The organism is Streptomyces sp. NPDC057136 (assembly GCF_042670885.1).
Taxonomy (GTDB): Bacteria; Actinomycetota; Actinomycetes; order Streptomycetales; family Streptomycetaceae; genus Streptomyces.
Map to the genome: position 1 here is coordinate 152,908 of NZ_JBHUUV010000012.1, position 12,114 is coordinate 165,021.

10 protein-coding genes and 2 pseudogenes are annotated in these 12,114 nt (G+C 69.1%); 7 read left to right on the forward strand and 5 right to left on the reverse strand.

Going from position 1 to position 12,114, the window contains the following annotated elements; translation table 11 throughout:
- Positions 1-17: 17 nt before the first annotated feature.
- The gene (locus ACFT7S_RS17565) at positions 18-689 is read left to right on the forward strand and encodes an enoyl-CoA hydratase-related protein (protein ID WP_382732520.1); all 672 of its coding nucleotides are present in this window, start codon (positions 18-20) and stop codon (positions 687-689) included.
- Between the two features lie 161 nt (positions 690-850).
- Positions 851-1,333, forward strand: coding sequence for a hypothetical protein (locus ACFT7S_RS17570; RefSeq protein ID WP_382732571.1), 483 nt, complete (start codon positions 851-853; stop codon positions 1,331-1,333).
- A gap of 7 nt (positions 1,334-1,340) precedes the next feature.
- On the opposite strand, the gene ACFT7S_RS17575 is transcribed toward ACFT7S_RS17570, so the two are convergent.
- The 3 genes and pseudogenes from ACFT7S_RS17575 to ACFT7S_RS17585 form a co-directional block, all read right to left on the reverse strand.
- Positions 1,341-2,168 (reverse strand): glycoside hydrolase domain-containing protein, encoded by an 828-nt coding sequence (locus ACFT7S_RS17575; protein ID WP_382732522.1) that lies wholly within the window; start codon positions 2,166-2,168, stop codon positions 1,341-1,343.
- A gap of 458 nt (positions 2,169-2,626) precedes the next feature.
- Entirely contained in the window at positions 2,627-3,118 is a 492-nt protein-coding gene (locus ACFT7S_RS17580; RefSeq protein ID WP_382732525.1) for a cupin domain-containing protein, read from the reverse strand.
- Between the two features lie 106 nt (positions 3,119-3,224).
- A pseudogene (locus tag ACFT7S_RS17585) lies at positions 3,225-3,987 on the reverse strand (IS5 family transposase); the annotation flags it as partial.
- A gap of 138 nt (positions 3,988-4,125) precedes the next feature.
- Here ACFT7S_RS17585 and ACFT7S_RS17590 point away from each other — a divergent pair.
- Positions 4,126-4,653: a GNAT family N-acetyltransferase gene (locus ACFT7S_RS17590; protein WP_382732527.1), complete on the forward strand. Its 528-nt coding sequence runs from the start codon at positions 4,126-4,128 to the stop codon at positions 4,651-4,653.
- Here ACFT7S_RS17590 and ACFT7S_RS17595 read toward each other — a convergent pair.
- The gene (locus tag ACFT7S_RS17595; protein WP_382732573.1) at positions 4,650-4,790 is read right to left on the reverse strand and encodes a hypothetical protein; all 141 of its coding nucleotides are present in this window, start codon (positions 4,788-4,790) and stop codon (positions 4,650-4,652) included. The two genes, ACFT7S_RS17590 and ACFT7S_RS17595, sit on opposite strands and share 4 nt — an antisense overlap.
- Before the next feature lie 153 nt (positions 4,791-4,943).
- Here ACFT7S_RS17595 and ACFT7S_RS17600 point away from each other — a divergent pair.
- A pseudogene (locus tag ACFT7S_RS17600) lies at positions 4,944-5,748 on the forward strand (IS5 family transposase); the annotation flags it as partial.
- A 23-nt stretch (positions 5,749-5,771) separates the two neighbouring features.
- On the opposite strand, the gene ACFT7S_RS17605 reads toward ACFT7S_RS17600, so the two are convergent.
- Positions 5,772-8,387 carry a BTAD domain-containing putative transcriptional regulator gene (locus ACFT7S_RS17605; RefSeq protein WP_382732529.1) on the reverse strand — a complete coding sequence of 872 codons (2,616 nt, stop codon included), beginning with the start codon at positions 8,385-8,387 and terminating at the stop codon, positions 5,772-5,774.
- 542 nt (positions 8,388-8,929) lie between these two features.
- Between ACFT7S_RS17605 and ACFT7S_RS17610 the strand changes: the two genes are divergently transcribed.
- From ACFT7S_RS17610 to ACFT7S_RS17620, 3 genes are all read left to right on the forward strand, one after another.
- On the forward strand, positions 8,930-10,309 hold the full coding sequence (locus ACFT7S_RS17610; RefSeq protein ID WP_382732531.1) for an aspartate aminotransferase family protein: 1,380 nt from the start codon (positions 8,930-8,932) through the stop codon (positions 10,307-10,309).
- 77 nt (positions 10,310-10,386) lie between these two features.
- Positions 10,387-11,031 carry a nitroreductase family protein gene (locus tag ACFT7S_RS17615; RefSeq protein ID WP_382732532.1) on the forward strand — a complete coding sequence of 215 codons (645 nt, stop codon included), beginning with the start codon at positions 10,387-10,389 and terminating at the stop codon, positions 11,029-11,031.
- Between the two features lie 55 nt (positions 11,032-11,086).
- Positions 11,087-12,088: an aldo/keto reductase gene (locus ACFT7S_RS17620; RefSeq protein ID WP_382732534.1), complete on the forward strand. Its 1,002-nt coding sequence runs from the start codon at positions 11,087-11,089 to the stop codon at positions 12,086-12,088.
- Positions 12,089-12,114 lie beyond the last annotated feature (26 nt).

Below are 12,114 nucleotides of genomic sequence, written 5' to 3' on the forward strand. Positions count from 1 at the left end.
AGCTCGAAGGAGTCGCCATGCCCTCGCTCGACCGTCAGGACAACGTCTTCGTCCTCGACCTCGGAGACGGAGAGAACCGCTTCCACCCTGACTGGCTCACTGCCGTCAGTGCCGCGCTCGACGAGGTGGAGAAGGCGGAGGGCCCCCGCGCCCTGGTCACCGCCGCCACAGGCAAGTTCTACTCCAACGGGCTCGACCTGGACTGGCTGTTCGCCCACGCCGACCAGCACCAGGACTACGTCGTCTCGGTCCACGAGCTGTTCGCACGGATGCTGTCGCTGCCGGTCATCACGGTGGCCGCACTGCAGGGGCACACCTTCGCCGCCGGCGCGATGTTCTCCCTCGTTCACGACTTCCGCGTCATGCGTGCCGACCGCGGCTACTGGTGCCTGCCCGAAGCGGACATCAACATCCCCTTCACCCCCGGCATGGCCGCCCTCATCCAGTCCCGGCTGGCCCCGCAGACCGCCCACGAGGCCATGCTCACCGCCCACCGCTACGGCGGTGCCGACGCCGCGGCCACCGGCATCGTCGACCAGGCGGTCCCCGAGGACGCCGTGCGCTCCACCGCGATCGAGATCGCCCAGGCACAGGTGAACAAGGCTGGCGACACCCTCGGCACCATCAAGGCCCGCATGTACGCCCCGGCCCTGGCCACCCTGCGCGAAACCACCAATCCTCTCGGCTGAGCCAGCACCTCACCGACCGCACCACCCCGCGCCCCGGGCACTTCCCCCTGGGGCGCGGGCTGCCCCAGCTGCCCACCGCATGAGGAGACAGGGCCGATGACAGCCGACACCGCCTGGCACAAGAGCGCGTCATTCTGTGCGAGAAGAACTGCGGCATCCACATCCAGACCGACGGCCGCCGCTTCGCCAAAATCGGTGGCGACAAGGAGCACGTCGCCACCGCCGGCTACACCTGCCTCCGACTCCGCGAGCTCTACCCTGATCATTTGTCAGAACGCCTCACAGCACCGGTCGTCGACGAACCGTGGCCGCCCTCCGGGGTCGCCGTCACATTCAACGTCGACACCATCGACGGACCCCCATGGGACACCATCGCCCAGGCCCTTGGAATCAGCGAGGAAGCAGCCGGCAAGCGCCTGAACCGCTACACCGTCCGACACTGTCCTGAGCCTGTGGGCCCCGCGGGCCTGGACCAGCCGAGCGGATCGAGGACCTGGGCCGATATGCGGTGCACGATGAAACGGTGCGGTGCATTGCCGGGCGGTGGCGGCACCCGATGCGCACCACTGCCAGCGGCGGTGCGCACACTGCGAGCATCTCCGGAAGGCAGGCGCGGTCGAGACGAATGCTGCCCGGCACCGTGAGTTGGTCTCACCCGATGATCGCGACCGGGGCGTCCCAGGCGTTGCGGTCGACGGTGATCGTGTATCCGCCGCGAGACTCTTTGCTGTTGACCATGTACTGGTGGCCGCGGCTGTGGTCGGTGAACTGCGCGGCACCCCATGGCCAGTCCGTTGTCGTCGTGTTCTTCTTGTCCCACATTGCGTACCAGAGGTTCCCCGGCAGGTCGGTCTTGTTCGTGGCAGCGGCGATGGCTTTCGCGCTGGAGCTGCTGAAGCCGTAGAAGCCGCCGCGGTAGGTCATTGCCCGTAGCGTCTTGGTGAAGGAGCGCACGTAGGTCAGTACGGCCTCGTTGCACGCCTTGTTGGTGATGTCGTACGGCTCCATGTCGAGGTAGATCGGGCTGCCGGCCTTCATGCCGAGCGCGGATGCCTTGGCGACTGCGTCATTGGCATTGCTCGCGCCGAGGGATGCCGCTGTCGAGGCGGTGAACTTCTCCGGGTTGGCGCTCTTCTGGCAGGGCGGCTGAGCGCCTACGTAGATCGGTATCAGTTTCCAACCAGTGGAGCTGACCGACTTCACCCAGGACGCAGTCAAGTTCGGCTGGGCGCAACCGCGGTTCCTGCCACCGACGTAGACCGCGGCAGCGCCGTAGAACCCCGTATGCCAGGCTTGCATCGCCGGAAGCGAAGGCGCCGTGCAGGTGTCGAACGCACGGCCGGTATAGGTCTTCTGTGCAGGCCATGACGTGGCCGCCATCGACGTCTGTGCCGCGACTCCGGCACCTGCGACAACGGCGGCACCCGCCGTCGCCCAGGCGATGTATCGGCCCCTTTTGGACAGTCGGTGACTGGACATCCCCACCCCATTCATGATTGCGGCGCGCGGCGCCCAGCCGACGCTCCTGCAAAAGACGCGTACGCAGCAGCACGGCACAACGAGGTACGGATGCAGCCGGTGGCACACGCAGTGTTCCCGCTCCGGGCACCCGGAGCGGATCGCACAATAGCCGACGCTCGCATCAACGCCGCCCGGACCCTTCCTGGGCGGTATAAGGATGCGCTGATCCCGCCGAGTGCGCGGGCGGTTGCGTTGCGTCCCGGACGTGGTCTTCTTTGCCGCTGTCTTGGTGGGGGTTGATCCACAGGGGCCTTGGCATGCTTACCTCCAGGCCCCCCCCTGGTGGTGTGAGCCGGAAGCGGACCGGAAGCGCCACAAGAACCGTGTGCACCGACCCACGAACGGACCTCAGCAAGATCCCCACCCATGACAACACCAACGATCGATCTGCCCACCCGTCACGCACCGTTGCAGTACTAGGGCCTGTCCGAGGGAACGTGGTAGGAGCTGGTCCGGTGGCGGCTGCGGAATTCGGCCAGCAGCTCGTCGGTCGCCTCGGCCCCCGCGCTCACAGCGGTGTGGACGTCGCGGAAGTAGTCTTCGTAGCCGGCGGGGGTGTAGAGACACAGGGCGCGTACGGGGGCCGGGCCCACGTTGCGGAAGCCGTGCGGGGTGCCGCGTGTGGCGGCGAGCAGATGTCCGGGGCCGACAGTCACCTCGCCGTCTCCCGTGTGAAGCGTCAACTCGCCCTCCAGAACGTAGAAGTACTCATCATGCCCGTCGTGCACGTGTGGCCTGGCACCGATGGTGCCAGGGGCGAGGCTGAACTCCTCGAAGGCGAAGTGCCCACCCGTGTGATCGCTGGTGAGCCGGAAGAAGTGCGCGACACCGGCGACGTCTATGAGTTCACCGTCCTGCGGGCGGCGCAGCAGCGGACGGGTGGGAGTGTGGGCCTGATGATCGGTCATGGGGGCATTGTGACTCAGAGACTGTCCGGCGGGTTATGAGCGGAGCCAGAGGCATAAGAGTAAGAGCTCGTAACACGATCACGAGCGGGCCTTGTTGAGGCGTCTCCCAGCAGATGAGCTGCAGGCGCGGGAGATGAAGGCCTCGTGGAGTTCGGTGCGGCGTTCCCAGCGGACGGCGAGGCGTTTGAAGTGGTGGAGCAGGGCGAAGGTCTGCTCGACGACGTAGCGGAGGTTGCCTATGCCCTTGATGTTAGGTGATCCCTTGCGGGAGATGACGGGCAGGATCCGTCGGCGACGCAGCTCGTCGCGGTAGGTATTGGAGTCGTATCCCTTGTCGCCGAGGAGGGCTTCGGGTCGTCGGCGGGGCCGGCCTGGGGGCCCGCGACGGGCGGGATGCCGTCGACCAGGGCGAGGGTCTGGGTAACGTCGTTGACGTTCGCCGCGGTGGTGATGACTTTGAGTGGGGTGCCGCGTCCGTCGCAGATCAGGTGGTGTTTGCTGCCCGTTTTCCGCCGGTCGACCGGCGACGGACCGGTGTCGGCGCCCCCTTTTCGCAGCGGATGTGGGAACCATCCACCCACGCCCGTGACCAGTCGAGTTCGCCAGCCGCGTTCAGCTCCGAGAGCAGGACTCGGTGCCGCCGGTCGAAGACTCCTGCCTTCTGCCACCGGTCCAGGCGACGCCAGCACGTCTGGCCCGAGCCGAACCCCAGCTCCAGGGGTAGGAGTTGCCAGGCTATGTCGTTGTAGAGGACGAACAGAATGCCCTGCAAACAGAGCCCGGTCCGACACCGGCCGAGGCCCGGGCGACCGCTCCGGCCACGGCGGCAACAACGGCTCGATCAACGCCCACAACTCATCGTCCACGATCCACGGTCGAGTACCCACACCCTCACGAACGGCCGATTCGTCACACCGGTTACGCCCCACCAGCACACTTCAACAAGATCGTGTTACGAGCTCATAGGCTGGCCGTCTCATCCGACGCACCGCGACGAGGATCAGCCCATGCGCAGCAGTACCAGGATTCGCCTGATCCAGCCCGCCGACGCCGCCCCGATCGCCGCGCATCGGGTGCGGGATTTCGAGGCTTTCCGGCCGTGGGAACCGGCCCAGCCGGCTGACTTCTTCACCCCGGAGGGCCAGGCGGAGCGGATCGACAGCCTGCTGGCCGGATACCGGGCCGGCGCGGTCTGGCCGGGCGTGGTGCTCGCCGACGACCAGGTGATCGGGCAGGTCACCGTCGGAGGCATCCTGCCGCAGCCGCACCTGCGCCGCGGCTCCGTCGGATACTGGATCGCAAGCGTCGCCCAGAATCAAGGGCACGCCGGGCACGCCGTCGGGCTTGTACTCCGGGTGATGGCGGACGAACTCGGGTTGCACCGCGCCGAGGCGTCCACCAATCTGGAGAATCTGCCGTCGCAGCGGGTGCTGCGCCGCAACGGGTTCAGCCCGTACGGCGTCGCGCACTCCTCGATCTTTCTCGACGGGAGCTGGCGGGACGGGCTGTTGTGGGAGCGGGTCCTCGGCGACTAAGCCTCACGAACACCGACGGCACGAGCGACCTCTTTGATCCCACCGTGGCCGAGCGACTGGGCCTCTGCCCCTATCAACAGGCGACGCTTTCGCTCGTCGATGTGCGGCAAAATCACCTCGAACTTGGCTGCCAGCACGGCCCGTTGTCCTTCCAACCTGCTCATGCCAGACCAACGAACCACCGAACGGAAAGCCGCGAGTTAATGATCTGCACGCCCTTACTGATCATTTCAGAATGAGTTCGCTTGTAGGGCTTGGCAGTTGGGGTTGGTGGCGGCAGAGTTGTGCGGGTGTCGGATGATCTTGTGCCTGATGACTTGTGGGAACGGGTAGCCCATTGCTGCCTCCGTGTACGCCGAGGCGCCGGAGTATCCCGGTCGGCTGCCGACGGACGACCGGGCTGCCCTGCGTGGGATCGTTTACGTGCTGCGCAAGGGCGTGAGCTGGGCTGATGTGCCCACGGAGCGGATCGGCTGCAGCGGAGTGACGGCATGGCGGCGTCTGCGGGACTGGACCGAGGCCGGTGTGTGGCCCCGCCTGCACGAGATCCTTCTGGCAGAACTGCGAACGGCGGGCCTGCTGGACATGGACGACGCGGCGGTCGACGGCTCACATGTCAGAGCCCTCAAAGAGGGGCTCACACCGGACCTTTGCCGGTCGACCGCGCACGTCCGGGCAGCAAGCACCACCTGATCGCCGACCGGCACGGCACCCCCTTGGCCGTCTCGCTGACCAGCGGAAACCGGCACGACGCCACCCAGCTGATGCCCCTGCTGGACGCGATACCCCGCATCCGCGGTGTGCGCGGGCGGCCGCGTCATCGACCAGCCCGGCTGTTCGCCGACCGTGGCTACGACTTCGACAAGTACCGCCGCCTGCTCCGGGCTCGGGGGATCACACCGAAGATCGCTCGCCGCGGCGCCTCGCACGGTTCCGGCCTGGGCAAGACCCGCTGGGTCGCCGCGCGGCCCACCCATCCGCCTGGCTCCACCAGTTCAAGCGGCTCCGGATCCGCTACGAGAAACTGCCGACCTCCACCTGGGACTCCTCCAACTCGCTCGCAGCATCATCTACTTGCGACGACTCCGAACCTCATTCTGTAATGAGCAGTTACGCGCTCATGCCGCCCCCTCCGCGGGGCCGGCGCCGTCGTGGCGGGCGTGGGACCAGGCGTCCCAGAAGGGTCTGATCACGCTCGGGTCGGCGCCGAGCAGGATGGTGATCCGCTTGGTCGTGCGCCAGTCCGGCACCGAGGTGGAGGTGGCGCCGGACGTCAGGAGCGCCTCCGCGCCCAGTTCCACCTCGGCGGGTGCGCCCGCTGCCAGGTGCAGTACGTGCAGCACTTCCCGCAGACGGCGCTGTGCGTCCAGCTTGGAGTGGGCGTCCGGGGGTTCGTCGCCGGAAGCCGCGTCCCAGACGGGGCGCAGGGCCTGGGGGTCCCCGCCCAGGATGGTGACCAGCAGGTGGGTCGACGGCCATGAGGCGGTGACCAGTTCGCCGCCCAGGCTCAGGGTGATCGCCTCGGCCGGCAGGCCGGCCTCCCGGGCGACCTCGGTCGTCGACAGGGGTGCTCTGTCGAACAGCGCTGTCAGATACCACCGCAGCACCCGGGCCGCGGCGTGCTGCAACCGGCCGGAGGGCCGGGTGAACCCCCAGTCGAGCGGCTTCCGCGAGGCCGGGCCGCCACGTGGCTGGAGCCGGTACGGGCCGGTGGCGCGACGGCGCGGTTCCGGTTCCGGGCAGGTTCCACCGGGCATCTCCTGGCGCACGGTGTCGCGGACCAGCGGTTGCAGGAAGTCGATGTGCGAGGAACCGTCCGCTCTCGCACGCAGCAGACCGGCGCGCAGCGCCCTCCCTACGTCGTGAGCGGACGCCCCGGCCGCGACGGCCAGTTCCCGCAAGGTGTCCGTGGTGCTCTCCGGACCGAGAACGGCGCAGGCGTTCAGGACGGTGAGTACGCCGGCCGGAATGCCGGACAGTCTCTCCGTGATCACTTCGGCCAGTCTCGGCGGCAGCAGCTCGTTGACCTGACGGGCCGTCGTGCCGTCGCCCACCGCGTCGAGGAGCCCCAGCAACAGGAAGGGGTTGCCGCCGGATCGTTTCTGCAGCGCCGCGCACAGGGCAGGGTCGGCGCGAGCGCCGAGGGTGGCGGCCATGATGCCGCGGCTCTCCTCCCGCGGCAGCCCCTCCAGCCGGATCTCCTCGGCGTGCGGCATCTGAAGCAGGCGCGCCCGGGTGGCCCGCCAGCCCGGATCGTCGGAGATGCGGAAGGCACGCGAGGTGACGACGAGCAACAGCGAGGACTCGGCCGTCTGCTCCACGAGGAAGCGCGTCAGCGCGAGCGAGGGGAAGTCGGCCCGCTGGAAGTTTTCCAGGACGATGACCAGCGGGCGGTCGGCCAGAGCGAGCAGGAGCCGGCTCACCGCTTCCTGGAAGGCGAACGTCCCTGCCGCGGGCGGGAGGGACGAGGGTTCCCCTGCCGGGTCGCCGTCCGGCTCGGGAAGGAGGGGATCGAGGTGCCTGCGTACGGCCGGCGGCAGCGCCTGGATCGCCTCGGGCCGTCGGGCGGCCGCCCGACGCAGTACCTGGAGCCATGGCCAGTACGCCGGCATGTCGTCGTCCGGAGGGCAGTAGACCGTGAAGACATCGATGTCAGACGCGCGGCATTGCTCCCCGAACCGCTGGAGCAGCCACGTCTTCCCCACGCCCGCCTCTCCCACCACGAGGACACTGCGTCCGCTGCCGCGGTGGACCGCGTCCAGCGCGGCCGACAGCCTTCCGAGCTCGCCTCGCCGCGCCGGCGGCGTCCTCGGCTCGCCAACAGCCGCTGCTGCTGTGCCGGCCGGCGGGAACACCGGCACAGGGGCTGGCTCCGCCGCCCGGCCGGGGCCTTCGACGACGATGCGGCCGACCGACGGGGAGCCGGGCGTGTGACGCCAGGGCGCAGGAGGCGCCGGGTGCAGGGCGGTGAGGGGTGGAGGTACGGGGTGAGTGCGCCGGAGCGCGGGATCGTGCCGAAGGATGCTCTCGTGAACCTGCCGTAACTCGGGGCTGACATCGGCCCCGAGCTCCTCGACGAGGGACTTCCGGGTGCGCTCGAAAGTGAACAGCGCGTCGGCCTGCCGGCCGCACTGGTACTGGGCACGCATCAGCTGGTGCACCAGGCGCTCGCGCAGCGGGTGGAGGTAGACCTCCCGCTCCAGAACGGGGAGCAGTTCCCGGCTGCGGTCCAGCGCGAAGGCGCACTCGGCGCATTCCTCCAGGGCGGTCAGCCGCAGGTCGCCCAGCCGGGACGCCTCCTGGGACGCGAACTCGTAGTCCGTCAGGTCCTCGAAGGGAGGTGCTCCCCAGCCGTGCAGCGCCTCGGACAGCAGATCGTAGGAGTGCAGCGCGTCGCCCCGCTGACGGGTGGCCATGCCCCGGCGTACCGCCTGCTCGAACCGCAGGACGTCCACGTGTTCCGGCGGCACGGTCAGCACATAACCGGGGGAGCGGTGTCTGAGCTGGAGCTGCACCCCGCCGCTCAGCGGCCGGTCCGCCACCAGTTTGCGCAGCCGGGAGATGTACGACTGGAGGGTGGTGACCGCCTGACCGGGAGGTCTGGCTCCCCAGATGTTGTTGACGAGGGATGAGAGCGACACCACCTGGCCTGCGTTGACCAGCAGCAGGGCCAGTACGGCGCGACGGCGCGGCGGTCCCAGCTCCACCGGACCTTCGGGCGTGCGTACGGTCATTCTGCCGAATGCGGAGATCACGGCTGGGGTGGCGGCGCTTTCCGGCGAGTGGATGAACCGGCGAGCCCCGTCGACGCTCTGGACTAATCCCTCTGTCATAAGCCCCTTGCCTCTGTGTTTCCCGAAGCGGACGGCTCGTGGGCGGGACGGCGGTTGCGGTCGGCGGGAGGCGCGTGCCGGCTGCGGTGAGGATTCCGACCCGACGCTGAACCGGTCATAACGTACCAACCGAGACTCGTCGAACACAGGGTGTGTTCGGCCAATCGCTTCCGGGCTCAAGGTGGCTGGAGGCGGATGATCAGTGAGCCGCGCGGGAAACTCCCGCGAAACGGGGGGATGCCGGCCCTGCGGACGGACGCGGGCATCCCCGCCTTGTCCCGTGCTTGTGGATCACTGGACGAACGGCGTGCGCCGTGATCATGCCGACCGCATACGCCCGCTGACAGACTCCCGTCCGGTCGGTGGCTGTTCACACCCGCCTTCCACGCGCCCCTCCCGAGTCCACGGCACCCTCGTGCCCGCCTGTCCAAAGGAGCCCGCCCATGTCCGTGTCCCCCACCGTGCCGGTCACCGCGTCCGCCGCGTCCAGGACGGCCGACTGGATTCAGGCCGACCGTGACCGGCTGATCCACCCGAACCTGCCGGCCGACAGGCGGGACCGCATCGTCATGGTCGAGGGGAACGGCTGCCGCGTCCGCGACAGCACGGGACGCAGCTACCTCGACGCCGCCGCGGTGCTGGGCATGATGCAGGTGGGACACGGGCGCAGCGAACTGGCCGAGGCCGCCGCCGCGCAGATGAACGCGCTGGAGTGCTTCCACACCTGGGAGCTCATGAGCAACGACAAGGCGATCGAACTGGCCGTGCGTCTGGCCGAGTTGGCGCCCGCGGGCCTCGAACGCGTCTTCTTCACCAGCGGTGGTGCCGAGGGCAACGAGATCGCCCTGCGGATGGCGCGCTACTTCCACTACCGCGCGGGTCGGCCCGAGCGCACCTGGGTACTCTCCCGCAAGTCCGCCTACCACGGCATCGGCTACGGCAGCGGAAGCGTGTCCGGACTCCCCGTCTACCACGAGGGATTCGGGCCGACCATGCCCGACGTCCACCACCTCACGGCGCCCGACCCGTACCAGCTCCAGCAGTACGGGGAGGAAGGCGTGACGGACTTCTGCCTGCGGGAGCTGCGCGAGACGATCGAACGGATCGGACCGGGCCGGATCGCGGCGATGATCGGCGAACCGGTCATGAGCGTCGGCGGCGCGGTCATTCCCCCCGCGGACTACTGGCCGCGGGTGGCGGAACTGCTGCGGCAGCACGGCATCCTGCTGATCTTCGACGAGGTGGTGACGGGATACGGCCGCACCGGACACTGGTTCGCGGCGGAGCACTTCGGTGTGACCCCCGACCTCATGGTCACCGCGAAGGGCCTGACCTCGGGTTACGTCCCCCACGGCGCCGTGCTGGTCAGCGACGAGGTGACCGAGATGATCACCGGGAACGGCTTCCCCATCGGGTTCACCTACACCGGGCACCCCACGGCCTGCGCGGTCGCCCTGGCCAACATCGATCTCATCGACCACGAGAACATGCTGGAGAACGCGACCAAGACCGGGGCGCACCTGGCACAGCGGCTGGAGGGTCTGCAGGACCTGCCCGTGGTCGGCGAAGTCCGCCAGCTCGGCCTGATGCTCGGCATCGAGCTGGTGGCGGACAAGCAGACGCGGACCCCGCTCCCCACCGGCACTGCGCCCGTCGCGACGGCCCTGCGCGAGGAAGCGGGAATCATCCTGCGCGGCAACCCCCGTGCGCTGCTCATCAATCCGCCCCTGGTGCTGAGCCGCGACGACGCCGACGAGCTGGCCGACGGGCTGTACGCGGTGCTGCAGCGCGTGAACGGCGATGGCAGCGTCCGGGCGGCCTGACTCCGAACGTCCGTAACTCCCCGAATCGCACAGGCACCACCTCTCGTCTCCGTGTCCGTATCGAGGAAAGGGCCCCCGTGTCCCTCTTGGACCTCACTCCTGACGAACTGCTGACCACTACGCGCTCCGTGCGCAAACGGCTCGATCTGACCCGCCCCGTTCCGCTCGACCTGGTCAAGGAGTGCCTGGACATCGCGCTGCAGGCGCCGTCGGGCAGCAACCGGCAGACCTGGCACTGGATGGTCGTCACCGACAAGGACCAGCGGGCCGCCATCGGCGAGTACTACCGGCGGGCGGTGCAGACCTACCTGACGTCCGAGGGCTCGTGCGCCGCGCTCTACGCGGACCACCCGGTCCGCCATCCGGAGCAGCAACGCGTCGGTGACAGCGTCGCCTACCTGGGCGAGCACATGGCGGACGTCCCCGTCCTCGTCATCCCGTGCCTGGACGCCAAGGAGGCGCCGGAGTACAACGAGGCCGGCATGTGGGGCTCGGTCATCCAGGCCGCGTGGAGCTACATGCTCGCCGCCCGCGCCCGTCGCCTCGGCACGGCCTGGACCACTCTTCACCTGATGTACGAGAAGGAGATCGCCGAGCTGCTGGGCATGCCGGACGGCATCGTGCAGGCGGCTCTGATCCCGACCGCGTTCTCCATCGGCACGGACTTCCGGCCAGCCGCCCGTCAGCCGCTGGCCTCTGTGATGCACCTGGACACCTGGTGAAGGATGGCCGCCCGGGTCCGATGGGCCCTCCCTTCCCCGTAAGGACAGGACACCGATGACGACCGCACTACCGCTCCCCACCCGCCGCCTCGGCACGTTGAAGCTGCCGGCCCAGGGCCTGGGCTGCCTCAGCACCACCTCGTTCTACGGGATCGCCGACCCCGCCGAGGCACTCGCCACGGTGCACGAGGCGATCGAGCGCGGTGTCGCGCTCCTGGACACCGCCGACGTCCAGGGACTCGGCGAGGGGGAGCGGCTGCTCGGACGGGCCGTCGCGGGGCGGCGGGACCGGGTGCTCCTGTCCACGAAGGTCGGTCTCGAACGTGACGCGGAAGGGCAGTTCCTGGGCGTGCGCGGGGACCGGGCCTACATCCGGGAGCGCTGTCACGCCTCGCTGCGACGCCTCGGAGTGGACCACCTCGACCTCTACGTCAAGCACTGGGCCGCCCCCGGCGAGGACATCGAACAGGCCATGGGCGCGATGGCGGAGCTCGTCGCAGAGGGGAAGGTGCTTCATGTGTGCCTTTCGGAGGTCTCCGCCGCCACCCTCCGCCGTGCGCACGCGGTCCACCCCGTCACCGCGGTCCAGAGCGAGTGGTCGCTCTGGAGCCGGGACGTCGAGGACGAGATCCTTCCGGTCTGCCGGGAGCTCGGCGTGGGCCTGATCGCGTCCAGTCCGCTGGGCCGGGGCTTCCTGACCGGGCAGATCCGCTCGGAGGCGGATCTCGGCCCCGCGACGGACTTCCGGCGCACACTGCCCAGGTTCGACCCGCCACGGCTGCGCCGCAACGTCGCGGTGCTGGACGCGCTCCGGCCCCTCGCCGCGGCGCGCGGGGTCACCGTCGCCCAACTCGCCCTGGCATGGCTCCACCAGCAGGGCGACGACGTCGTCCCCATCCCCGGCACCGCACGACGGGACCACCTGGCGGAGAACCTCGCCGCCGCCTCGGTCGAGCTCTCCGCCGACGAGCTCGCGGCGGTGGCCGCGGCCGTGCCGGCGAATGCCGTCCACGGCGACCGCTACTCCCCGTTCCTCATGGGGCTGGTCGGCAACTGACCGCCGTACACGGTGCTCCGTCCGCC